A 22,920-nucleotide genomic window follows, 5' to 3' on the forward strand; every position below is an offset into this window, starting at 1 on the left:
CGTAGTGGACCAAGCTTCAACTGTAGGCCTGCTCCGCCAGCAGCACCACTGCAATCAAGACCATCACCGCGCCGGACAACCGGCTGACGTTTTTCGCAGCCCCAGGCCGGGTCCGCAACACGGCCTGGGCACTGAACCCGACCATGAGATACACCACGGCACAACTGACCGCATGCAGTGCACCCAGGGCAATGATCTGCGTGGGTATCGACCAGGTTGAAAGCGGGTCAGTGAATTGCGGCAACAGGGCAAGAAACAACAGCAGCACCTTGGGGTTCAGGCCGCTCACACACAACCCCTTCCACGCCCAGCGCGACCACGAATCAGACACCTGCCCCTCCCCGGACTGAGGCGTCGCAGGGTCCCTGAGCATGCACACACCCAGCCAGAGCAAATACATGGCCCCGGCAACCGTCAGGGCGGTGAGGACCATCGGGTTGCGCGCCACCAGCCCGCCCACACCCGCCGCCACAATCACCGTGGCCAGCAAGTGTCCGGACAACATGCCAGCCACCGCAGGCGTCACCAGCCGCCCGCGCATGCCCGCAGAAATCGCGTAAGCCCAATCTGCGCCGGGAGTGATGATGAACAAAAAAGACACCGCCCAAAAAGCGGCCAAGACGCTCAGAGTCAAAGGACTTTCCTTTCTTCGCTGGAATCACGTTGGTTATTAAGGCGCCGCAGCTCCCTGCCTCTGCCACCGTTAAAAGCGCCAGCGAGCAAAAGAAGAATAAGGAAATGCTGGTAGGATTATCTTTCGTTTATCCCAACCAGCCGCCATGACAAGGGAAGGTTCTTCCACATGGATCGAATTGACAGAAAGATTCTTGCGCAGCTGCAAGCCGATGGCCGACTTTCGGTTACGGAACTGGCAGAACGAGTGGGTCTTAGCCTCTCGCCCTGTCATCGCCGGGTGCGGGCACTGGAAGACTCAGGCGTGATCCTGGGCTATCGGGCCCTGTTGGCGCCCAGCGAGTTAGGGCTGAATTTTTCCGCGATGGTGTTCGTGACCCTGCGTGAAGTGACCCGCCAGGCGATTACTGACTTTGAAACTGCCGTGATCGAAACCTCACAAATCGTCGATGCTCAACGCTTGTTCGGCGATCCGGACTATCTGCTGCATGTGGTCGCAGCCGACCTGCCGGCCTTCCAGCAGCTATATGATGAGCGTCTGACCTCGCTGCCCAACGTTCAGCGCCTCACCTCCACGCTGGTGATGAAGCGGGTCATTCAAGACCGCATGCTGCCGTTGTAACAACGGCATCCCACAGCGTGCGAAAGGGCAATTCAGGCCAAACATCCACACTTACACCAACGGTATCAACCCGGCGGCGAGGGCATCCAACAACGCGCTGACCTTGGGCAAGCCCTGACGGCTTTTTGGCCACACCAGATTGATTGCCAACCCTTCGCTTGCCAGGTGTGGCAGCACTTCGATCAAAGAGCCATCGGCCAAATGCTGCTTGATCAGCCAAGTGGGCAACTGGGCAATGCCGCACCCCGCCAGCACCGTCATCACCTGCCCTTCACCATCCCCCACAATGTACTTGGCAGCCATCACCCGACGCTCGGTCTCACCCGGTCGACTGCCGGAAAAACACCACGGGCTGACCGTGCCGTCGGCCCGACCGTAGGCAACGCACTGATGATGCTCCAGATCGCGATCAGTCTGGGGCGTCCCGCAGCTTTCCAGATAGGCTGGCGCGGCGCAGAACACATGCCGCTCACGGCCCAGAAACCGATGCTCCAACCCAACAGGCCAGATATCAGGCCCACCCACCCGCACGACGATGTCCACTCCCTCTTCGATCGGATCGATAAAACGGTCCGAAAACGAAATGTGCGGCAGCAGCAGGGCATGCTTCTGAACAAACTGCAAAATCACCGGCAACGCCTGCAAACGTCCAAAGGCCGCAGGCAAGTCGATGCGGATCCGGCCTTGGGGCTCGGCATTGTCAGGCTGCATGGCGAGCTCGGCCTCTTCCAGCTCGGCCAACACCCCAGTACAGGTTCGATAGAAGGCCGTTCCGGCATCGGTCAATGCCAGGCGTCGGGTGGAGCGCTCAAACAAGCGGACCCCAAGCCTGTTTTCTAGCCGGGCAATGGCCTTGCTGATCGCCGAAGCGGTCAGGTTCAAGCGCTCGGAAGCCGCCCGGAAACTGCCTGAGTCCGCGACGCAGACAAACACATCGATACCCTTCAAGCGCTCGGAAGAAAACATGCACGCCCCGCCATTGGTGAATTCAGTTCATCTGATTCGATAAAATGTATCGTAAATACGCTTTCATTTCCCCAGTAAGCTTTCGCACCTAGTCCTTACTCAAGCATCAGGCGTATTTATGACCTCGCACAAACCCACCGTTTTAATCACCGGCGCCACCGGCCAGATCGGCGGCGATACCCTGCGCAACCTGATGGCTGACGACACCATCACGCTGGTCGCAGCTGTACGCTCCCCGGCCAAGGCTCAGCCCTTTGAAGCCCAGGGCATTCGCACCGTCATCCTGGACTTCGATAAAGAAGAGACCCTGGCCCCGGCGCTGGAAGGTATCGATCGCGCTCTGCTTGTCACCGGCTACACCGTGGACATGCTGCGCCAGAGCAAGGCGTTTCTCGACCAGGCGAAAAAATCCGGCGTACAGCACATAGTGCATCTGGGCGCCTGCGGACGTGACGACACCACCATCGGCCATTGGGCCTGGCACCAGTTTGTGGAGCGCTACATTGAGTGGTCGGGCTTCTCGTTCACCCACTTGCGCCCTGAGTGCTTTATGCAAAACCTGCTCAGCTACGATGGCACCCAGGCCGTAAAATCCGGGGTCATCGAGCAATACACCGGTGATACACCGTTCAGTTGGGTAGACGGCGAAGACGTTGCCCGAGTAGCGGCACAAGCACTGCTTAACCCGAGCAAACATGCGGGCCAGACCTACCGACTGGGCTACGACGTGCAATCTTATGGCGACATCGCAGCCATCATGACCCGCCTGCTGGGCCAACCCTTCAGCTACAACGCCCAGTCACCGCAGGTATTTTTGGACAACATGCGCGCAGCCGGAGCAGAAATGGCTTACATGAGCTGTGTAAAGGACAACTTCACACGCATGGCTGCAGGGCAGATTCCCGGGGTTGATGAGACCTTCGACAACTTCTTCGAAATAACAGGCCGCCAGCCGGTCCGCTGGGAAGATTTTGTGCAGAAGCACCGCAAGGTTTTTGAGTATTGATACCCGAACGCCTCCACCGCTGCCGCTGACGAATAGAACGAGGCTGCGTTCGGGATGGTGCGCCACTGCGACGAAGCGGCCGCAGAACCGGTACACGCGACCGTGGAAGCTTACGCAAGCTCTCCCGTTCTTGAGGCTCGCTCCCACGGTAGTGAGGTCACGCCAGCTGTTGACGCATCGCCAGCTCGACACCGCGTATTTCGGCCAACCCTTTGAGGCGACCGATCAGGGAGTAGCCCGGATTACTCTTGCGGTGCTGGTCGTCCAGCAACTGATGGCCGTGGTCCGGACGCAATGGCAAGCGCGGCCCGCCTTCGCGTTCACGTCGCAGGTCCTCTGCAACCAGCGCACCAATCACTCCGACCATGTCTACGTCACCCCCCAGGTGGTGCGCTTCGTGGAAGCTGCGCGGATCCGCCTCGCGACGGGTCGAGCGCAAGTGAGTGAAGTAAATGAAGGGCGCAAATTGCTTGGCCATTGCCACCAGGTCATTGTCTTCACGCACACCGTAGGAGCCCGTGCAGAAGGTCAGGCCGTTGGCCGGGCTTGGCGCGGCATCCAGCAACCATTGCGCGTCAGCGGCGGTAGACAGAATACGCGGCAGTCCCAGCAATGCCCGCGGAGGGTCGTCCGGATGGATTGCCATGCGCACACCCGACTCTTCAGCGACCGGGATCACTTCACGTAAAAAGTGCCCCAGATGCTCACGCAACTTCGCTTCGTCGATGTCGGCGTAGGTGCGCAGCAGGGCACGAAAATCCTCAAGGGTGTAATGCTCTTCGGCACCCGGCAGACCGGCAATCAACGTGTTGACCAGCTTCTCGCTCTGGGCCGGTGTCAGGTTGTCGAAGTAGGCCTTGGCTTGCAGGGTATCTTCGGCGCTGTACTCGGCCTGTGCGCCAGGACGCTGAAGGATAAACAGGTCGAAGGCTGCAAATGCGGTCTGATCAAACCGCAGTGCCCAGCCGCCATCTTCCATCTCCCAGGCCAGGTCTGTACGGGTCCAGTCCAGCACCGGCATGAAGTTGTAGCAAACGATATCAATGCCACAGCTCGCCAGGTTGCGCACACTTTGCTGGTAGTTGGCGATGTACTCGTCACGGCGCCCGCAACCGCGCTTGATGTCTTCATGAACCGGGATGCTTTCTACCACCGACCAGGTCAAACCGGCCGCCTCAATCATCTGCTTGCGTGCCGCAATCGCGTCCACCGGCCACACCTGGCCATTGGGGATTTCGTGCAACGCGGTGACAATCCCGGTCGCCCCGGTCTGGCGCACATCAGCCAGTGAAATCGGGTCTTTGGGGCCAAACCAACGCCAAGTCTGTTCCATGTCTATCTCCCTTTTTGTTAGTTGTGTGCTGCAAAAGTTTTTAGATGAACGCCCATGCCAGTGTGTTCCAGTGCGCTATAAGCACGCTGAACCGCATCGCGAAAGGCGGGTTGTGCTGACAACACGATCGGGAATACCTGATCCAGTTCGAGAAAGGCGTCGACCCGCTGCGCCCCCTCAAAACGACCGGCAATATCGGCGAAAGTGGCGCTCAGCGGATCGTCGACCCCATGGGGTTCAGCACCCGGCAAGGGCTGCGTGCAGTAGTGAATCCAGGCCGCGATGCCCAACGCGACACAGTCAATACTGCGTCCCGCGTCGAGCAGTTGTTGCGCACCCTGCAACCAGCGCTGCGGCAATTTTTGTGAACCGTCCATGGCGATCTGTCGCAGGCGATGCTGCAAGCTGTCGTTGGCAAAACGCGCGCACAGGTCGCGTGCATAGCCCGCCACATCAATCTGAGGCGGCATATCCAGTGTTGGCGCAGCCTCCCGGGCCATGTAATGGCGGATGCAACGCGCCAGATCCGGGTCGCTGATCGCGTCGAACACCGTTTCATGCCCCGCGAGCAAGCCGATGTACGCCAGCAGTGAATGACTGCCGTTAAGCATGCGCAGCTTCATGGTTTCGAACGGACGCACGTCCGCCACCATCTGCACACCCTCCACTTCCCAGTCGGGGCGCCCGAGCGGGAAATGGTCCTCGATCACCCACTGACTGAAGCTTTCGCACACCACTGCCGCACGGTCATGACAGTCGAGTTGCTCCTCCAGCCGGGTGAACGCCTGCGCATCCATCGCCGGGACGATGCGGTCGACCATGCACCCTGGAAACGCCACCTGCTGCTCAACCCACTGCGCCAGCTCAGGGTCTCGCGCTGCGGCCAGGCCACTCACTGCCTGACGGGTGCGCTGGCCGTTGTCGGGCATGTTGTCGCAGCACAACACGGTAAACGCCGGAATGCCCGCCTCATACCGGCGGCGCAAGGCCTCCAGCACAATGCCGGGTGCTGTACGCGGCGCCTGAGGGTTTGCCAGATCATGGACAATCGCCGGGTCTTGCAGGCGCAACTGCCCCGTGGTCGGGCTAAGGTAATAGCCTTTTTCAGTCACCGTCAGGGTCACGATCCGGGTGCGCGGGTCGGCCATGCGCTGCAACAGCAGTTGCAGCTCTTCACCGCCATCACCTGCGTACAGCGCCTCACGCAACACGGTGATGTCGCGCAACGTTACCTGTTCACGGTCACGGTACTCGGCCACCGAATAGCGGCATTGCTGCTCGCGCAGTTGCTCGACCAGCGCGCGATTGGAACGCAGGTTGGCGCTGTACACTCCCCACGGGCTTTCACCGTGGCGATTGAGATGGCGCTGCAAATAAACCGCCTGATGAGCGCGATGAAACGCTCCCAGGCCCAAATGCACGATTCCGATTTCGGCTGCAGTTGCCACCGAGGGGACACGCTGAACGACGGGCATCAACCTTCTCCTCAGGAATGGCTCAGGGCCGAACGTGGCTGGGCGCTGTCGGATTCATCGACCACTGGCAACGGTTTGACATAGCGTGCGACACACACCGCACCGATGATGGTCAGCAACCCCGCCAACAGGAACGCGCTGGTGAACGAGCCGGTAAACTGCACCAGAAAGCCGGTCAGGGTCGGGCCGATGATGCCCGAGGTATTGGCCAGAAAGTGCATGAAGCCACTCACACCACCCACCCGTGCGGCCGGTACCGTGTCCTGGATAATTGCCCAATAGATGGCGCCGGTGAGGTATAGAAAGAACACCGCCAGAGCCACCAGCGCCACTGCCGGATACAGGGTTTTGACGACCCCGGCAAAACCGATGCAAAGCGCGCATGCCAACAGGCAGGTGACCAGTACCACTTTGCGCGAAAACATCATCCGCCCGGTCTTCTTGAACACGAAGTCGGAAATGAAGCCGCCCAGTGCCAGGCCCAGGAAGCCCAGCAACCATGGAATAACCGTGGCGATACTCATCTCTTTAACGTTCAGGCCATGGGCCATTGTCAGGTAGCTAGGGAACCAGGTCAGAAAGAAGAACAGCGTGTAGTTGTACGAAAAGAACGCCAGCGAGGTGAATAACACGGTCGGCTGCTTGAGGTAGTAGCGCAGCGGATGAACCGGTTGCGAGGCCAGCTGGCTATTGCCTTCGCCTTGCGCAATCTCTTCGGCAATCTTGCCTTCAGGCTTGTCCTTGACGAACTTGTACCAGACGGCAGCCCACACCAGGCCCACCAACATGATGATGATGAACGACACTTTCCAGCCGTAGCTGATGGCGATAAAGCCCACTACCGGTCCGGAAATTGCGCCACCCAAGGGGGTACCCGACATGGAGGTACCAATTGCCCGCGCTCGCTGCTTGGGCGTGTACCAGTTGTTGACCATCTTGCTGGTGGTCACGCTCAACGGGCCTTCACCCATGCCGAACAGAATGCGGATAAACACCAGCGACATGAAGCCGACGGTCAATACCGTCAGACCACTGAACAGCGACCACAGCACCATGGCCAGCAGCAGCGTGGTTTTTGCGCCGTAGCGGTCAGCTGCCCAGCCGCCGATAAAGTTGAATGCGGCATAGCCGACAAAAAAACTACTGAAGATCATGCCCATTTCACCCGTGGTCAGACCGTAGTCTTTCTGGATGAAGGGGGCGGCTACGGACAATGCCGAGCGATCCAGGTAGTTAATAACGCCTGCCAGGAACAGCATGATGATGACTAACGTACGACCTTGACCAAACATTGGAACCTCCCGCTTGTTGTTTTATTCGGTGAGGGTGCCCGGCATGGGGCACGTGTAACTTTTTGCGGTGCGCAAAACTCGTAGCAGCTGACGCAAGCTGCGTCCGGCAGCGAAGCTGTCGCAAGGTCAGGTTCACTGGTGTGTCAGGCAAACCAAGGACTCTGGATTTACGATTGCTGCGCAACCGAACGTAGCCTGCGGCAACGGCTACGAAATATCCTTGGCGCTCAGTTGCACCAACACCTTGCGGGTCTGCTCGGGGTGGTTTTCGATCAGCGCAATGGCTTGCGGCATCTCATCAAACTGGACGCGGTGGCTGATCATTTCCTGAACCTGCAACTTGCCGCTGGCGATCAGTTCAATCACCCGGGCGAACTTGCGGTTGTTAAGACGGGACCCTACCAGCGTCAGTTCTTTCTTGATCATTTCCAGCTGAATCAAGTCGGTTGGCGTGGTGCTGAAACCCAGCAGGCCGATACGCCCCGCCGGTGAGGCGATGCGTACCATTTGCGGCATCAGTGCCGGTATGCAGGCAGCATCGACAATCAGCGGCACGCCTTCACCGTGGGTCAGTTCACGCATCGTGGCCTCGACGTCCACGTCCTTGCCATTGAGGGTGCGACTGGCACCCAACGCGCGGGCAGTATCCAGGCGTTCGTCAATTACATCGGTCACGGTAATGTCGGTCAGGCCCAGCGCCCGAGCCATTTGCACCAGGGTCAGGCCGATCACGCCAGCGCCATAGATCAACAGGCTGTCGCCAGGGTGGGGCTGCATGCGGTCCAGTACGTTGAGGGCGATGGAGTACGGTTCCACCAGCGCGGCATGGCTGAGCGACATGGCGTCAGGCAGACGATGGACATTGCTCGCCGGCACACAGACCTGCTCACTGAAACCGCCGTCGCGGTGTACGCCAATCACTTGCAGCCCGGTGCAGACGTTGGGGCGGTTGATCCGGCAGGGGTAGCAGGTGCCACAGCTGATCACCGGGTCGACACACACGCGGTCGCCGACCGTGATCTGCTCCACGTCCGCGCCCACTTCGCTCACAACGCCGGAGAATTCATGGCCGGTTACCCGAGGAAAGCGCACGAAGGCGTTCTGCCCGTGAATGATGTGCAGGTCCGAGCCACAGATACCCGCATAGGCCACCTCAACCCGGACCTCGTTGCGCGCCAGTTGCGGGACATCGACCTGGGCCAGGCCGAATTCAAAGGGAGCTCTTACTTGAAACGCTTTCATCGGGTAACTCCTGCCAGGACATGACGCCCGGTTTTTTATAGTTATTCACAGTCGTACAAAAAAGCTTTTAAGCGGTGTCTACCAGTGCCAGAGCGTGCCGTCTTCAAGGCGATTGACCGGCAGGCTGGCGCGTTTGTAGGGGTACTTGGCAGCCAGTTCTTCGTTGATATCCACGCCATGCCCCGGGGTTTCTCCGGGCGTGAAATGACCGTCTTCAAAGCGGTAGGCGTGAGGGAATACTTCGTCAGTCAGCGGGTCGTGGGGCATGTGCTCCTGGATCCCGAAATTGGGCACCCAGGTATCGAAATGCAGCGCCGCACCCATGGTGACCGGCGACAGATCGGTGGCGCCATGAAAGCCGGTACGCACTTGGTAGAGCGCTGCAAAATCGGCGATACGCCGCACATGCGTGATGCCGCCCGCATGAACCAGAGTGGCGCGGATATAGTCGATCAACTGCTCTTGAATCAGCTCGCGGCAATCATGAATCGAGTTGAACACCTCGCCTACTGCCAGCGGGGTGGTGGTGTGCTGGCGGATCAGGCGAAAGGCTTCCTGGTTCTCGGCCGGGGTGCAGTCTTCCAGCCAGAACAGATTGAACGGCTCCACGGCTTTACCCAGACGCCCGGCTTCAATCGGCGTGAGGCGGTGGTGAACGTCATGCAGGATATGCAAGTCATCGCCAAAGCGTTCGCGCACGGCGGCGAACAGCTTGGGGGCATGGTTGAGGTACTTGGCGGTGTCCCATACATGTTCGGCGGGCAGGTCGCTGTCGGCCGGTTCGTAACGTTCACCGCTGCGCTTGGCCACACCATAGGTAGTGGCAATGCCCGGAATCCCGCACTGCACGCGCACCGCCTTGTAACCCAGTTCCACGTGGCGGGCGACTTCGGCCAGGCACCCTTCGATGTCCTTGCCTGTAGCGTGTCCGTAGACCATCACCCGCTCGCGACTCTTGCCACCGAGCAACTGGTAGAGAGGCATATTGGCGGCCTTGGCCTTGATGTCCCACAGCGCAACGTCCACCGCGGCTATCGCGGTCATGGTCACCGGGCCACGGCGCCAGTAGGCACCGCGGTACAGGTATTGCCAGATGTCCTCGATGCGCTGGGCATCGCGTCCGATCAGCGCTGGCAGCACGTGTTCTTCGAGGTAGGCAACGACCGCCATTTCGCGACCATTCAAGGTGGCATCGCCGATGCCGTAGACACCGGAGTCAGTGACAATTTTCAGGGTGATCATGTTGCGACCCGGGCAGGTAACAATCACGCGTGCTTCAACAATTTTCATGGGTTCAGGCCTCGGCGACAGAAGAGAATTCAGGCATGTTCAGGCTTGGCATGGCGACTCCGGGGATCAGCGCGCCGGGATGCTGAACCACCTCGGCAGCCAGCATGTGGCCCCAGCGTGCAGCGCGCTGCGGGGTACCACCTTGCAAGCGGCAGGCTAGATAGGCCGCGCTGAAGGAGTCGCCCGCTGCCGTGGTGTCGACAATGTGCTGCACCTGCTCAGCGGGTACCTCGAAACGGCCTGTCGAACACTGGATCAAGCACGAGGCAGGGCCACGCTTGAGGGCAACTTCGCTCACACCGAACTGCTCATAAGCGCGAAACAGCTCTTCTTGATCGGCATAACCGAACAGCACGGCATCGTCATCCCAGGTGATCAAGGCCAGGTCCGTCAGGCGCAGCATGTCGCTGTAAGCCTTGCGCGCTGAAGGCGCATCGGGCCACAAGTGGGGTCGGTAGTTGTTGTCGAAGACAATGCGCGTGCCGCCCTCGCGGGCCAGGCTCAAAGCCTGCATCAGGCGTTCACGGCCTTCGGTGGTGAGGATCGCTAGGCTGATACCGCTCAGGTACACATAGTCGTAGTCGGCCAAGGCGCGCAGAACGGCGCTTGCTTCAGGCCCGTCGAAAACCCGCCGTGCGGCAGCTTCGCCACGCCAGTAAGAGAAGCGGCGTTCGCCCTGGTCATCGGTCTGGATGAAATACAGACCGGGCAGCGCGTCCTTGATCACCCGCACATGCTGATCGCCGACACCTTCGTCACGCCAGAGCTGGCGCATGGCATCGCTAAAAGAGTCCGCGCCGATGGCGGTTACATAGTCGGCAACAATCCCGTTGCCCTTGCCCAGACGAGAGAGGTAGACCCCCGCATTGAGCGTGTCCCCACCGAACGTCTGACTGAACACGGCACCCGGCTGGCCGCGCATCTCGATCATGCACTCGCCCACCAGTGCCACCCGCAGGGGCTGGGTCAAATTGGCCTGTGGGCAATGCCCGAGGGTTACCGTCATCTCTGCGCGCCTTGTTTTTATGGGTCGCTTTGCGTCGACACAGGCACCTGAGAGTGACAGTGCATCGAGCTGATTATTATTTTTGGAACGGCGTTTCATTTTTTCGCTTGAGGCCGAGTTTAATCAAAATCCGAACACCGTCAAGAAAAATGAAACAGCGTTTCGATTCTCTACGGTATATCCTTGTTTTTTTAAATTGCGTTGGAGCCTTCATGGACAACAGCACCACCCAGAACAACGAACTCGTCTCTGCCGTCGGCCGGACCATGGCTGTGCTTGAAGCCCTGGCCGAACACCCGGAAGAGAGTGGCGTTTCCGAAATTGCACAGAAGCTGGACATGTCAAAGAGCACGGTCTATCGCTTTTTGCAGTCACTCAAGGCGCGTGGTTATGTGGTTCAGGATGCGGAAGACCGCTACCGCCTGAGCGTGCGGCTGTTCGAGCTGGGGGCCCAGGCCCTGCCCCATCTGGATATCGTGCGCGAAGCCGAACCTGGCATGCGCCGCATCAACGAACTGACTGGCGAGACCGTGCACCTGGGCATCCTCGACGAAGGCAGCATCGTCTACGTGCACAAGATCGACTCCAAATACAACTTGCGCATGTACTCGCGCATCGGGCGCCGGGCGCCGTTGTACTGCACCGGCATCGGCAAGGTACTGCTGGCCTGGCTGGAAGAAGACGAACTGCTTGCGCTCCTGCGTGAAGAAAGCTTCGAGCGGCGCACCGCCAACACCCTCACCAGCATCGACGCCTACCTGCAGGAACTGGCGCTGGTTCGCGAGCAGGGTTATGGCGAAGACCATGAAGAATTCGAAGACAACATGCGTTGTCTCGCAGCCCCCATCCGCGACCGTTTCGGCCATGTGATTGGCGGCATGAGCGTGTCGTTCCCGTGCTTTCGCTTTCGCGAAGAACTGAAACAGGACTATGTGAAACAGCTGATGGTGGCTTCGCAGCAGGTTTCAAGTCAGTTGGGCTGGCATCCGTAAGGGTGAAGCAAGGGGCTGCTGCGCTGCGCAGGAAAGTGCAGCACTTGCCTCTAACGCGAATAAAACCCAACTGCAACAAGCTCCTTGAATGCGATAAACTGCACGCCGTTTAAAAGTCGGCAAGGACTCTACCCGGCCTGCCTCTCGCACAAGGATCGTCATGTTAAAACCCTCATTCTCCCTCGTCCTTGCCGCCCTCCTGGTGGCCGGCTGCCAATCCAGCACCCGCGCGCCGGACAAACCGTCCAGGCTCACCCCTGCCCAGGAAAAGGAGCAGGCCCTGCAACGCGGGGTTTATGAAAAGCTGATCAGCAAGGTGCTTGCCCGAGAGGCTGATCTGGCTAACGCCCAGGGCCGCAATGGCAGCTTCAACCTGGTAATGACCGTTGATGACAAGAACCGCATCATTGGTTGCGACACTCAACCCAACACGAAGCTGGATAACCGGATCTACCCCTACAACCGCACACTGGCGACCGATCTGGTGTCAATATGCTGGACGGCGGTGTTCCCCGAACTGCCTTCGTCACTGATCAATTCGAGGACCAGGACGGCTAAAGTCGTCGCTCCGGTCGCGGTTTATCCCCTCACCGGGCTCAGTGCCGAGGACCGCGAACAACGCGCGGCAGCGTTGCTGGACAAGGCGCAAAACGATTTTCTGTTCAAGCACTTGCTTGCCCCGCTGCCCATCGACAGCATCGGTGTCGCCACGCTCATGATGATGAGCGACAGCACAGGCAAGGTGCTGGAATGTGCGGCCAGTCTGGATCCCCATGCCCTGCGTCCCGCTGAGTTCAAGCAGGACGATACCTTACTTGCCAGCCTGGTCCAGCGCTGCAAGCAAATGAACCTGAGCACCATGCCGGGCTTTGAACCCAACGCCAGAGGGATAGGCAGCGCATTCCATAGAATCGAGTACTCGCCCTGGAAAGCCGGACTCAAGACCCCTGCGACGTCAGATTCCGAGTGATGCCATCGCGAGCAAGCCCGCTCCCAAAAGGGGCCGTGTGAAGCGCTGTGTTCTCACAGGCTTCTCACACTCACAAACCCGGAGTTCAGCCCGAACACCTCAACCCCCTGGGCAGTGGATTGGCCAATCGTGACCTCGCGCCGCACCACTGGCGCGTCCAGGTTTTCACGGTGCTCTACGAACATGGCATCACCGGCCTGTTCCACGGCTGCGTGTGGGATGATGAAACTGTTCTCGTTGCGGTATGTCACGATGGTCATGTGCACACTCATGCCCAACCGGACATTTTTGAAGTCGCCATCCTCGGGGGCATTTACGGTGATGGTGACCGGGAATCTGGCAGCACTACCAGCGTTGTCATCCTGAACGGCCAACTGACTGATGGCGCTGACGTAACCACTGAGTTGCCGCCCCGAAAAGCCATCGCCGGCTATAGCTACGTCCTGGTTCAGGACAAATTTGTTCACGTCCGACTCCGCCACTTGGGTAACAACCTTGAGACCTTTCATGTTGCCCAGCTTGATGAGTTGCTGACCTGTAGCCAAAAGAACGCCCCGGTGCAGCCCCCCCGCTTCGCCCGCTGTCGACTGCGGCGCCCCAAGGGACAACACAACACCCGAAAACGGAGCATGGAGCGTCTTGTGCTCCAGCAAGGCGCTTAGCTGTTGATGGGCGATGGATGCATTCTGGTACTCCATATCGGCAATGGTTCTGGCCTCACCCTTGCCGGCTGCCTGCACATGCTTGAGCTCGCTTTTGGCAGCCGTCAGCTCAAGCGACTGCAGGTTATGTTGCTGCTTCAAGGCATCGCGCTCGTTACGCGGAACAATACCTTTTTGATACAGCTCCTCGACCTGAGAAAGCTCAAGTTCAAGACTGCCCGCATACAGTTCGGCCACTCTGAGCGCTTGCCTGGCTCGCATCATCTGCTGCCCCGTCGCCCATGCCTCGTAGACTTCAATGGCCTGCTGCATTTTCAGTTTGTTGGCCAGAGCATCCCTGACCTTGATTTCTAGCAGCGCCGTATCGAGCGACAGTAATGCCTGCCCCTGTTCGACCTGCATACCGGGCCGCAACTCATTGGCCAAGGCAAAACCTTCAAAAGGAGCAGTGATGATGGTTGTCTCAACCGGTTCGATTTTGCCGACCAGGCCGATTTCATGCTCCAGCTTCTGACTACTGACCGCCACCCAGGTAACGGGGCCGTCCGGGGTCGCCGGCAGGAGCAAAACCAAGGCCAAGGTCAGCAGCAGGCCCAAAGCTGCAAAATACTTCCAGCGCCCCGCCAGGGCATTGGACCGATCAAAAACTCTCAAGTGATATCTCCCAGCTCTCCAGCATCACGCCCAGCAGCACATCCAGCTGGGCTCTGGCATCCAGATATGAAATCTTCGCGCTCAAATTGGCATCTTCAGCCGCACGTAAGTCGGCTTCAAAACTGATGATTTGAAAGTTGCTGGATCGGCCAGCATTCAACTTGTCGTTCTCGATGGACAGCTTGCGCCTGGACAGGTCCATGACCCGCTGGGAAATTTCAAGCTGACGCCAAAGAGTGTTCAGGCCCCAACGGAATCGGTGATCTGACGCTTCAAATCGATAAGCGCCTCCTCCTGATACAACTGCTGCTGCTCAACCAGAGTATGGGCATTGACCTTGGCCTGGCGGATGCTGATATCTCCAATAGGAATCTCCAGCTTCAGACCTGTGTAACTGTCCCACGTCCGATTGGAGCCATTGATGCTGTGATTGTCCCGTTGCTGATTGACGCCTGCCACCAACGACACATCCCAACGCCCCCGGTCTTGCGCGACCAACAGGTTGATCGATGCCTGTTCGCTCTGTAACAGCGTCGCCAGGTATTGCGGCTGCCTGGCCTGCGCCACTTTCAGCGCAGTCGCCTGATCAATATCAAGCCGAGTCACTTGCAGGGTGTCACTGGCACGCACAGGCGTCTCCAGATCGAGTGCCAACAGCTTGAGCATCACTAATCGACTCGCCGCCAACTGATTTTTCGCCTCTTCTACCGCCAACTCCTGTGTCGCGATATCCGCCTCTATCTGGACAACGTCAAACTCCGCTACTCGACCCGCACCAATCAGCTGTTTGTTGATATTGAGCAGCGAGACGGCCCGACCAAGCGCCTCCATAGCAAGCGTTACCTGAGTCTGGGATTTCATCAGCGTACGGTAGGCCGCGATGATGTCGTACACGGTTTTGGATACGCTCGCCTTCACATTCAACTGGTTGACTTGCTCGGTCAATTTGGCCAGGCGCAAGGGTGCCGTCGTGACTTCTTTACCTGCCCCCCTGAGCAACGGTTGAGTCAACGTCAGCCCCAGGCCATCACTGCTCATGTCACCCGAATTTTTCGTGGCATTGAGCTGCTGGTTCCAGCTCAGATCAATGTTGGTCCCATACTCACCCAGCAGGCTCACCTTGGGCGTAATGCCAGTAGAGCGACTGCTGTCGACGCTGCCCCTGGATAGCCGGTGAGTACCACTGAGCTTGAGTTTTGGGTTGAACAGGTCATCTGCCACGAGCAAATCGAACTTCTCCCGCAAACGCTGGAGCTTGAGGCTGCGGATGCTGTAGTTGCGGCGTAGGCCCAACGAAACAGCTTCAGCCAGGGACAGATCGATGGAGTGCTGACTCAACAAGTCACTGCGCAACTCGCTCTGGTGCGGCACGCCGGCGTCGACTCGAGCAGGGGCGGCTGCCAGCTGTTTCGACAGGATCAAAACACAGCACGCAGCGCTTGTAACAACCGCTAATTTAATCATCACGGAGCGCCTCTACAGGCGTAAGGCGCGAAGCCGCAATTGCAGGTTTCAACCCAAAGAAAACGCCGACCAGTAACGTGCTTAAAACGCCCAACGGGATGGACAGCATCGCCAACTCAAATGCCCACCCCGATATCACGGCATACAGCCAGGCCAGCGCTATACCCACGCCCGCACCCAACACAGCACCCAGCGTACTGAGCGCGAGCGCTTCGATTAGAAACAGATTGCGTATGTCCTGGCGGCGAGCGCCAATAGCCATCCGCAAACCGATTTCAACACGTCGCTCGGAAACGTTCATATACATAACATTCATAACCGCCACACCGCCGCCCACCAGAGCAATAGCACCGAGTGCTATCAACAGATAATGGAACGTTCTATTTTGGCGGTTCATACCCTCGATTATCTGTTGTGGAACCATTATTTGAACTGAACGAAATTCAAAAGTACGGGCCAACTGATCATGTAACCGCAGGGCAGCGATTTCAATATTGAGCGGGGGAGGAACACGGACAATCAGATCACGCAGCGCGGTCTGGCTTTCTACTCGGGAAATAGCATGCAACGGTATAAAGACCGAATCGTCGACAACAACAGGACTGACCATCGAGTTCGTCTTCGATTTCAAAATACCCACAACCTTAAACAAGTAGTTATTGATATTAAGCCAATCACCTACTTGGATTCTAGAACCTCCCTCACTCAATGAGACGGCTACTTGATGACCGAGAACAACAACGTTTTCTTCAAAATCAAACTCATGCAGGAATCGCCCCTTAAGTAACGACAGCGCGATCACATTAAATAAAGAAGACTCGGTCCCGACAAGGCGGGCATTGACTGAACGATTATTAAACACCAGGCTGATGGAGGCGAATACTGTCGGTGTTATCTGCAGCCCAGGGAGATCCAACCCCTCGATTTTCGCAGCATCTATAGAGAGCAACGACACCTGCGCATCCTCTTTATCCGGCAACTGTGCGACTAACGTATCGGTCCCCATACCCTGAAATATAGAGGCAGCATCGAGTCCCGCGTTGTGCCCGATATTGATGATCGCAACAATGGAGGCGCTGCCTATTACGATACCCAGAAGCGCCAAGGCCGAACGTCTGGACAATGTACGGAAACTGTCAAGTGCATCTTCAATAGCCTGATTCAATGGGAGCATTATTAACGTACTCAAAGGACGGATGCTCCCATCTCCTCAACCCTGCCACCCCGCACCCTGATTTTTTTTTGCATCAGATGCGCAACTTGATTGTCGTGGGTCACAATCAACAACGTGACCCGTTGTTCTTTTTGTATCGACAACAATAACTCAAGTATTTCACGGGCAGTTTCACTGTCCAGGCTACCCGTCGGTTCATCGGCAAGAATCAAGGAGGGTTGACCTATGAGCGCGCGTGCAATCGCCACTCGTTGCTTTTGCCCCCCTGACAAATCGGCAGATTTGAAGCGGGCACGATCCGCCATTCCAACCCTGCCTAACATCTGCATGGCTTGTTCTAGAGCGCTCGCACGATCAACCCCCCTATAACGGAGCGGTAAGGCCACATTCTCCAGAACACTCAAACGGGCAATTAAATTATAATGCTGAAAAACAAATCCTATTTCTGACTTTCTAAGCATTGCCAGCTCATCACTCTGAGCATTTGCAACTGAATGCCCCATCAGTAGATAGTCGCCCTCATCAGGAAAATCCAGCAAACCGATAATGCTTAGAAGCGTACTTTTACCTGAGCCAGACGGCCCAACAATAGCGCATGTTTCTCCCACACCCACCTGAAAATTGACATGTTTTAAAACCTGGAGGGTCTTTGCGTCATGACGGTAACTTTTACTGATACCTTTCATAGAAATACATATCAAATTATCCATGACAACCCTTAACCCTTTAAAAACAGTGACTCGTTGTTAGCCCAGGAGAGGGAGAGCACGCGAATACGACAACTGCATGACAGGAGAACGCAATCACTACCTTTTGAACATCAAGCAATCTCTTTAGACACACATAAGAACAGCGAGGAATCTTACTTTTCAAACCGCGCGCACCTGCGGGTGACTTTACACCGACAAGAGCGCGCAGCCACTACACTATCCGCAGACAGCCATCAACACTGCCCGCACAAACATAAACAACTTACTGAGCAAGTACTGTAGAAGCCTTACACTTCGGGTCCTTCCCAGACTTATCAAAAACAAACTCAACACCAACACTAACCGGATAGCCTGGAACCTGATGCAACCACCTGCTCAAAGACACACTACGCCAAGTGTCGTCCTGCCTCAAGTTATCCGCCGAGTAAACACTCATAGCCGTGGTAGTATTCGAATGGCTCATACCCATATTAAGATTGGCTTTATTACCAGCACTCTTATTGTCAAACCTGAAGATTTTGTACTTTTGTATATGCGCCGAAATGGCACGTGTTTTCGGGTCTATAGTATATACACCAGTCGCACGCCCACCAAAATCACCACCGTTACAACCAACCGCAAATTCTTTGGTTATCAAATTAGAATTAGCACTCGCAGAAACACTTACAAACATAGCGCTGCTCGCAAGCGTACAAGCAACCAGGGCCAACCTAAAAGATCGATCAATCATCATGCGCACCTTAATTTATAGTTGTAATTTACTTAGTTCCTAGACTGAAACTAAGAACGTCAATTTGATCATCTCACCGTATGGATATATGCAAGCAAAATCTGGCCGGTATGTAGGGCAAAAAACCACGGCAAGTCCACGGACAAAGCGGCGCCCCCCCAGGATCGGAAGACCGCTATTTCACCGTGGTGGTTTGCTCGCCAAATGACAGCTCGACGATCGTCGAGGCTTCAGCGGGTCTTTTCGGCGCAACCTATACCAGAACAACTGGGCTTTGAACGACTTGGGAGATGAGCTTCGTTGGCGCATTTAAGGGCTATCGCGCCCGCTTAAAATGGACTGCCCCCGTTTCGTATTGCGTAGGTTGGGCCGCTATCGCCCAGGCGATACGCGCCAGCTTATTGGCCAAGGCTCACGCCACTACATTGGAGTGATTAGCCGTTGGGGGACGCTCGTGCACCAGCGACTCGCGCCTACGGTGCAGCACGGAGAGGGTTTGCCGGGATTCGGTTTGGGGCGCAACTAAAAGCATCGAGGAACGCGAGACCTCAACACCACGACGCAGCGCGGCATGTTGCCGAAAACCGCATCATCTGCGCTCGGGAGCATTTTTTGCGAAACACCTCGCGGCCCGACTTGTCCTGGCCGTGAAGGCGCACAGTATGTTTGCCCAGATCGATACCGATCAGTGCGGACTCGCTCATGATGATGGCCACCGAAAACAAAACACCCTGTGAAAGCGAAGCCTTCACAGGGTGTTGGGGGTGACCACCTGATTAACCGGCGCTCCTCTCGAAGGCGGGGTTTTTCAGTCTGGCTATCTTAGTGCGCGTAAGTCAGCAGCAACTCGGCGGGCGCTTTGAAATCCAGGGACATCATGACGCTCAGTGCGGTAATGGTGAAGATCGAGAACACGAACAGCTTGCGTGCCCAGACCTTGTCGTCGACGGCCTTGTAGCCCGTCCACGCCATGTACAGCCAGTACATGCCCATCGCGGCAGCCACGGCCATGTAGCTCATACCGGCGTAACCGCCGAGGGTGAGCATCAGGGTCGCGATCAGGAACGCGAGGATGTAGAGCAGGATGTGCTTCTTGGCAACCTTGATCCCGCGCTTCACGGGCAACACCGGAATCGATGCGGCCAGGTAATCGTTGAAGCGGAAGATCGCGATGGCGTAGGAATGCGGCATCTGCCACAGGCTGAACATCACCAGCAGGGTCAGTGCGGCCATGTCGAAGCTGTTGCTCACTGCGACGTAGCCGATAACCGGTGGCATTGCACCCGACAGACTGCCAATCAGCGTGCCGTGAACCGACTTGCGCTTGAAGTACAGGCTGTACAGACCGACGTAGATCACAAAGCCGATCGCCGCGAACAGAGCCGCCAGCGGGTTGGCTACGCGATATAGCAGGGCAAGGCCGGCGACCCCCAGCAAGGTGGCGTAAATCAGCGCCACCTTGAGGGAGATCAGGCCTTGAACCAGTACGCGGTTCTTGGTGCGGTCCATCTTGATGTCGATGTCGCGGTCGATGCAGTTGTTAAACACACAACCGGACGCTACCACCAAGGAGGTGCCGATTACCGCGGCCAGGAACAGGGCAAGATCGAAATGCCCCTTCGAGGCCAGGAAAAACCCACCTGCCACAGAAAGCACGTTACCGAAAATGATCCCCGGCTTGGTGATTTGGATAAAGTGCTTAAAGGACATCGGGTCTTACCTCACTTCGCCATCATTTCAGTGTGGATGCTGAACATGATCCACAGGGACAAGCCCACCAGCAGCACAATAACCAGGGCCGCGAATACCAGCGCCGTGACGTTGTTGCGTTGAGCAGGCGAGCGGTCCAGGTGCAGGAAGTACACCAGGTGAACTACAACTTGCACCACGGCGAACAACAGCACGATCGCCAGCGTGGTGAATTTAGGCAGCGATGGGTACATCACCAGCCCAAACGGAATAACGGTCAGGATCACCGACAGGATGAAGCCGATTGCATAGGACTTCACGCTACCGTGATTGGCGCCGTCGGAATGTGCGTTAGCCATTACAAAGTCCCCATCAGGTAAACAACGGTGAATACGCAGATCCAGACCACGTCCAGGAAGTGCCAGAACAGGCTCAGGCAGCTCAGGCGGGTCTTGTTGGTCGAAGTCAGGCCGTTTTTCTGCACCTGATACATCATGATCGCCATCCAGATCAGACCGCTGGTCACGTGCAGACCGTGGGTACCCACCAGGGTGAAGAACCCGGACAGGAAGCCCGAACGGCTAGGGCCGTAGCCTTCGGAGATCAACAGGTGGAACTCGTTGATTTCCATGGCGATGAAGCCTGCACCGAGCAGGAAGGTCATGCCCAGCCAGAACAGCACCTGCTGCTTTTTGCCCTTGAACAACGCCAGCATGGCGAAGCCGTAGGTGATCGAACTGAACAGCAACAGGGCAGTTTCACCCAGTACGTATGGCAGCTCGAAGATGTCGTGGCCCGACGGGCCACCCGCTACGTTGTTAACCAGAACTGCATATACCGCGAAGATCGACGCGAACAATATGCAGTCGGTCATCAGGTAGAGCCAGAAACCAAATATGGTTGTCTCGCCCGCGTCGTGGTGTTCCTCGTGCTCATGGTCGTGACCATGAGCGTGTCCAGCAGTGGTCGCTAAGTTCGACATGGTTTAAGCCTGTTCCAACTTGGTTTCAACACGGGAAGCCGGGATTGCTTTTGCGGCTACCAGACGCTTGTGCTGCTCAGCCTCGATACGCTCGATGGTCTCAACCGGCACCATGTAGCCTTGGTCATCACGGGCAGCGTGGGCAACGAAGACCACGACAGTGCCGACCAGACCAACGATGGCCAACCACCAGATGTGCCAGATCATTGCGAAACCGAACACGGTCAACAAAGCACCCATGTACACACCGGTTGCGGTGTTGTTAGGCATGTGGATCGGCGAGTACTTGGCCGGGGCCTTGTACGCAGTACCGTTTTCCTTGGCTTCGGTGAACGCGTCGATGGTGTCGACCCGTGGCACTACAGCAAAGTTGTAGAACGGAGGTGGCGACGAAGTCGACCATTCCAGGGTGTGGCCATTCCACGGATCGCCGTGCTCGCAGGCGTTCTCTGGCAGCTTGCGGTCACGTACGCTGACGTACAACTGGATCAGTTGGCAGGCAATACCGATTGCAATCAGTGCTGCGCCGAACAGGGCAACGTACAGGTAAGGCACCCACTCAGGGTTGGTGCTGGCGTTCAGACGACGGGTCATACCCATGAAGCCCAGCGCGTAGAGCGGCATGAAGGCTACGAAGAAGCCGACGCACCAGAACCAGAACGCTGCCTTGCCCCACTTCTCGTTCAGTTTGAAGCCGAACGCTTTAGGGAAGTAGAAGCTGAAGCCTGCGATGTAACCGAATACCGCGCCGCCGATGATCACGTTATGGAAGTGAGCAATTACGAACAGGCTGTTGTGCAGTACGAAGTCAGCACCCGGGATGGCCAGCAGTACGCCGGTCATGCCGCCGATAGCGAAGGTCACCATAAAGCCCAGGGTCCACAGAACCTGGCTGGTGAAGCGCAGACGGCCCTGGTAGATGGTGAACAGCCAGTTGAATAGCTTGACCCCCGTCGGGATCGAAATCAGCATCGTCGCCAGACCGAAGAAGGCGTTGACGCTTGCACCCGAACCCATGGTGAAGAAGTGGTGCAGCCAAACCATGAAGCCCAGCACCGAGATCGCGCCGGAGGCGTAGACCATCGAGTGGTGACCGAACAGACGCTTGCCGGTGAACGTGGAGATAACTTCGGAGAAGATACCGAACGCCGGAAGAATGAGGATGTACACCTCAGGGTGACCCCACGCCCAGAACAGGTTGACGTACATCATTGGATTGCCACCAAGTTCATTGGTGAAAATGTGGAAATCCATGTAACGGTCAAGTGTCAGCAGTGCCAGGGTAGCGGTCAGGATCGGGAACGAAGCCACGATCAGGACGTTTGCCCAGGTGCAGGTCCAGGTGAAGATCGGCATGTCCATCAGCTTCATGCCAGGAGCACGCATCTTCAGTACGGTCGCCAGGAAGTTAACCCCGGTTAACGTCGTACCTAACCCCGATAGCTGGAGTGCCCAGATGTAGTAGTCCATCCCCACGCCAGGGCTGTACTGCAAGCCCGACAGCGGCGGATAAGCAACCCAGCCGGTCTTGGCGAATTCGCCGACGCCCAGGGACAGGTTGACCAGCACAACGCCGGACACCAGCAGCCAGAAGCTCAGGGAGTTCAGGAACGGATAAGCAACGTCACGTGCGCCGATCTGCAGCGGCACTGCAAGGTTCATCAGGCCGGTGAAGAATGGCATCGCCATGAAGATGATCATGATCACACCGTGAGCGGTGAAGATCTGGTCATAGTGCTCAGGCGGCAGGTAGCCAGGCGAACCCTCGGTGGCCATGGCCAACTGGGTACGCATCATGACGGCATCGGCAAAGCCGCGCAGCAGCATGATCATGGCAACGATGATGTACATCACGCCGATTTTCTTGTGGTCGACTGACGTTAGCCATTCGGTCCACAGGTAAGTCCACTTCTTGAAGTAGGTGATTGCCGCAAACAGCGCCAGACCACCGAGCGCGATCATGGCAATGGTGACCATGACAATCGGCTCGTGGAACGGGACCGCTTCCCAACTTAATTTACCAAACAT

At 57.2% G+C, this 22,920-nt stretch carries 22 protein-coding genes and 1 pseudogene; 4 read left to right on the forward strand and 19 right to left on the reverse strand.

The annotated features are described in order from the left end of the window. Positions 1 to 16: 16 nt before the first annotated feature. Entirely contained in the window at positions 17 to 634 is a 618-nt protein-coding gene (locus TU76_RS04200; protein WP_019823718.1) for a LysE family translocator, read from the reverse strand. Positions 635 to 802: 168 nt separating this feature from the next. Here TU76_RS04200 and TU76_RS04205 point away from each other — a divergent pair, with 168 nt between their 5' ends. Continuing rightward, positions 803 to 1,255 carry an Lrp/AsnC family transcriptional regulator gene (locus tag TU76_RS04205; RefSeq protein ID WP_019823719.1) on the forward strand — a complete coding sequence of 151 codons (453 nt, stop codon included), beginning with the start codon at positions 803 to 805 and terminating at the stop codon, positions 1,253 to 1,255. 51 nt (positions 1,256 to 1,306) lie between these two features. On the opposite strand, the gene TU76_RS04210 is transcribed toward TU76_RS04205, so the two are convergent. Next, positions 1,307 to 2,221: a LysR family transcriptional regulator gene (locus TU76_RS04210; protein ID WP_048351140.1), complete on the reverse strand. Its 915-nt coding sequence runs from the start codon at positions 2,219 to 2,221 to the stop codon at positions 1,307 to 1,309. Positions 2,222 to 2,339: 118 nt separating this feature from the next. Between TU76_RS04210 and TU76_RS04215 the strand changes: the two genes are divergently transcribed. Continuing rightward, the gene (locus TU76_RS04215; RefSeq protein WP_019823723.1) at positions 2,340 to 3,227 is read left to right on the forward strand and encodes an SDR family oxidoreductase; all 888 of its coding nucleotides are present in this window, start codon (positions 2,340 to 2,342) and stop codon (positions 3,225 to 3,227) included. Positions 3,228 to 3,384: 157 nt separating this feature from the next. Here TU76_RS04215 and uxuA read toward each other — a convergent pair whose 3' ends face one another. The 6 genes from uxuA to TU76_RS04245 form a co-directional block, all read right to left on the reverse strand. After that, entirely contained in the window at positions 3,385 to 4,560 is a 1,176-nt protein-coding gene (uxuA, locus tag TU76_RS04220) for a mannonate dehydratase (RefSeq protein WP_019823725.1), read from the reverse strand. Positions 4,561 to 4,577: 17 nt separating this feature from the next. After that, a complete protein-coding gene (locus tag TU76_RS04225; protein ID WP_048351141.1) occupies positions 4,578 to 6,035 on the reverse strand; it encodes a mannitol dehydrogenase family protein in 1,458 nt (485 codons plus the stop codon). 11 nt (positions 6,036 to 6,046) lie between these two features. Further along, positions 6,047 to 7,327, reverse strand: a complete 1,281-nt coding sequence (locus TU76_RS04230) for an MFS transporter (RefSeq protein WP_019823729.1) — start codon at positions 7,325 to 7,327, stop codon at positions 6,047 to 6,049. 207 nt (positions 7,328 to 7,534) lie between these two features. Continuing rightward, positions 7,535 to 8,569: a Zn-dependent oxidoreductase gene (locus TU76_RS04235; RefSeq protein ID WP_019823731.1), complete on the reverse strand. Its 1,035-nt coding sequence runs from the start codon at positions 8,567 to 8,569 to the stop codon at positions 7,535 to 7,537. Positions 8,570 to 8,647: 78 nt separating this feature from the next. Further along, positions 8,648 to 9,859 (reverse strand): D-mannonate dehydratase ManD, encoded by a 1,212-nt coding sequence (gene manD, locus TU76_RS04240; RefSeq protein WP_019823733.1) that lies wholly within the window; start codon positions 9,857 to 9,859, stop codon positions 8,648 to 8,650. 4 nt (positions 9,860 to 9,863) lie between these two features. Further along, positions 9,864 to 10,865 carry a sugar kinase gene (locus TU76_RS04245; protein WP_048351142.1) on the reverse strand — a complete coding sequence of 334 codons (1,002 nt, stop codon included), beginning with the start codon at positions 10,863 to 10,865 and terminating at the stop codon, positions 9,864 to 9,866. Positions 10,866 to 11,077: 212 nt separating this feature from the next. Between TU76_RS04245 and kdgR the strand changes: the two genes are divergently transcribed. Then, the gene (gene kdgR, locus TU76_RS04250) at positions 11,078 to 11,857 is read left to right on the forward strand and encodes a DNA-binding transcriptional regulator KdgR (protein WP_019823736.1); all 780 of its coding nucleotides are present in this window, start codon (positions 11,078 to 11,080) and stop codon (positions 11,855 to 11,857) included. Between the two features lie 160 nt (positions 11,858 to 12,017). Then, positions 12,018 to 12,827 (forward strand): hypothetical protein, encoded by an 810-nt coding sequence (locus TU76_RS04255; protein WP_048351143.1) that lies wholly within the window; start codon positions 12,018 to 12,020, stop codon positions 12,825 to 12,827. Positions 12,828 to 12,880: 53 nt separating this feature from the next. Here the strand turns inward: TU76_RS04255 and TU76_RS04260 are convergent, their stop codons facing one another. The 11 genes and pseudogenes from TU76_RS04260 to cyoB all read right to left on the reverse strand — a co-directional run bounded on the left by TU76_RS04260 (position 12,881) and on the right by cyoB (position 22,920). Continuing rightward, entirely contained in the window at positions 12,881 to 14,143 is a 1,263-nt protein-coding gene (locus TU76_RS04260) for an efflux RND transporter periplasmic adaptor subunit (protein WP_019823740.1), read from the reverse strand. After that, positions 14,130 to 14,345, reverse strand: a complete 216-nt coding sequence (locus tag TU76_RS25740) for a hypothetical protein (RefSeq protein WP_269457743.1) — start codon at positions 14,343 to 14,345, stop codon at positions 14,130 to 14,132. The genes TU76_RS04260 and TU76_RS25740 overlap by 14 nt, the downstream gene beginning before the upstream one ends. Positions 14,346 to 14,383: 38 nt before the next feature. After that, complete coding sequence (locus TU76_RS04265; protein ID WP_269457742.1) at positions 14,384 to 15,607, reverse strand: TolC family protein; 1,224 nt, start codon at positions 15,605 to 15,607, stop codon at positions 14,384 to 14,386. Beyond that, a complete protein-coding gene (locus TU76_RS04270; RefSeq protein WP_403211834.1) occupies positions 15,600 to 16,796 on the reverse strand; it encodes an ABC transporter permease in 1,197 nt (398 codons plus the stop codon). The genes TU76_RS04265 and TU76_RS04270 overlap by 8 nt, the downstream gene beginning before the upstream one ends. Then, positions 16,793 to 17,491 (reverse strand): ABC transporter ATP-binding protein, encoded by a 699-nt coding sequence (locus TU76_RS04275; RefSeq protein WP_048351144.1) that lies wholly within the window; start codon positions 17,489 to 17,491, stop codon positions 16,793 to 16,795. The genes TU76_RS04270 and TU76_RS04275 overlap by 4 nt, the downstream gene beginning before the upstream one ends. 262 nt (positions 17,492 to 17,753) lie before the next feature. Further along, on the reverse strand, positions 17,754 to 18,221 hold the full coding sequence (locus TU76_RS04280; protein ID WP_019823747.1) for a hypothetical protein: 468 nt from the start codon (positions 18,219 to 18,221) through the stop codon (positions 17,754 to 17,756). A gap of 433 nt (positions 18,222 to 18,654) precedes the next feature. After that, a pseudogene (locus tag TU76_RS25570) lies at positions 18,655 to 18,925 on the reverse strand (IS110 family transposase); the annotation flags it as partial. A gap of 118 nt (positions 18,926 to 19,043) precedes the next feature. Continuing rightward, complete coding sequence (gene cyoE / locus TU76_RS04290; protein WP_048351145.1) at positions 19,044 to 19,931, reverse strand: heme o synthase; 888 nt, start codon at positions 19,929 to 19,931, stop codon at positions 19,044 to 19,046. 11 nt (positions 19,932 to 19,942) lie between these two features. Further along, complete coding sequence (gene cyoD, locus TU76_RS04295) at positions 19,943 to 20,269, reverse strand: cytochrome o ubiquinol oxidase subunit IV (RefSeq protein WP_016779556.1); 327 nt, start codon at positions 20,267 to 20,269, stop codon at positions 19,943 to 19,945. After that, positions 20,269 to 20,892: a cytochrome o ubiquinol oxidase subunit III gene (locus TU76_RS04300; protein WP_037031938.1), complete on the reverse strand. Its 624-nt coding sequence runs from the start codon at positions 20,890 to 20,892 to the stop codon at positions 20,269 to 20,271. Before TU76_RS04300 ends, cyoD begins: the two co-directional genes overlap by 1 nt. Before the next feature lie 3 nt (positions 20,893 to 20,895). Beyond that, a complete protein-coding gene (cyoB, locus tag TU76_RS04305) occupies positions 20,896 to 22,920 on the reverse strand; it encodes a cytochrome o ubiquinol oxidase subunit I (protein ID WP_019823753.1) in 2,025 nt (674 codons plus the stop codon).

Source organism: Pseudomonas psychrophila (assembly GCF_001043005.1).
Taxonomy (GTDB): domain Bacteria; phylum Pseudomonadota; class Gammaproteobacteria; order Pseudomonadales; family Pseudomonadaceae; genus Aquipseudomonas; species Aquipseudomonas psychrophila.

Coding starts and splice junctions, on each gene's coding strand:
- TU76_RS04205 (WP_019823719.1), top strand. CDS start 803: ATGGATCGAATTGACAGAAAGATTCTTGCGCAGCTGCAAGCCGATGGC.
- TU76_RS04210 (WP_048351140.1), bottom strand. CDS start 2,221: ATGTTTTCTTCCGAGCGCTTGAAGGGTATCGATGTGTTTGTCTGCGTC.
- TU76_RS04215 (WP_019823723.1), top strand. CDS start 2,340: ATGACCTCGCACAAACCCACCGTTTTAATCACCGGCGCCACCGGCCAG.
- uxuA (WP_019823725.1), bottom strand. CDS start 4,560: ATGGAACAGACTTGGCGTTGGTTTGGCCCCAAAGACCCGATTTCACTG.
- TU76_RS04225 (WP_048351141.1), bottom strand. CDS start 6,035: ATGCCCGTCGTTCAGCGTGTCCCCTCGGTGGCAACTGCAGCCGAAATC.
- TU76_RS04230 (WP_019823729.1), bottom strand. CDS start 7,327: ATGTTTGGTCAAGGTCGTACGTTAGTCATCATCATGCTGTTCCTGGCA.
- TU76_RS04235 (WP_019823731.1), bottom strand. CDS start 8,569: ATGAAAGCGTTTCAAGTAAGAGCTCCCTTTGAATTCGGCCTGGCCCAG.
- manD (WP_019823733.1), bottom strand. CDS start 9,859: ATGAAAATTGTTGAAGCACGCGTGATTGTTACCTGCCCGGGTCGCAAC.
- TU76_RS04245 (WP_048351142.1), bottom strand. CDS start 10,865: ATGACGGTAACCCTCGGGCATTGCCCACAGGCCAATTTGACCCAGCCC.
- kdgR (WP_019823736.1), top strand. CDS start 11,078: ATGGACAACAGCACCACCCAGAACAACGAACTCGTCTCTGCCGTCGGC.
- TU76_RS04255 (WP_048351143.1), top strand. CDS start 12,018: ATGTTAAAACCCTCATTCTCCCTCGTCCTTGCCGCCCTCCTGGTGGCC.
- TU76_RS25740 (WP_269457743.1), bottom strand. CDS start 14,345: ATGGACCTGTCCAGGCGCAAGCTGTCCATCGAGAACGACAAGTTGAAT.
- TU76_RS04265 (WP_269457742.1), bottom strand. CDS start 15,607: ATGATTAAATTAGCGGTTGTTACAAGCGCTGCGTGCTGTGTTTTGATC.
- TU76_RS04275 (WP_048351144.1), bottom strand. CDS start 17,491: ATGGATAATTTGATATGTATTTCTATGAAAGGTATCAGTAAAAGTTAC.
- TU76_RS04280 (WP_019823747.1), bottom strand. CDS start 18,221: ATGATTGATCGATCTTTTAGGTTGGCCCTGGTTGCTTGTACGCTTGCG.
- cyoE (WP_048351145.1), bottom strand. CDS start 19,931: ATGTCCTTTAAGCACTTTATCCAAATCACCAAGCCGGGGATCATTTTC.
- cyoD (WP_016779556.1), bottom strand. CDS start 20,269: ATGGCTAACGCACATTCCGACGGCGCCAATCACGGTAGCGTGAAGTCC.
- TU76_RS04300 (WP_037031938.1), bottom strand. CDS start 20,892: ATGTCGAACTTAGCGACCACTGCTGGACACGCTCATGGTCACGACCAT.
- cyoB (WP_019823753.1), bottom strand. CDS start 22,920: ATGTTTGGTAAATTAAGTTGGGAAGCGGTCCCGTTCCACGAGCCGATT.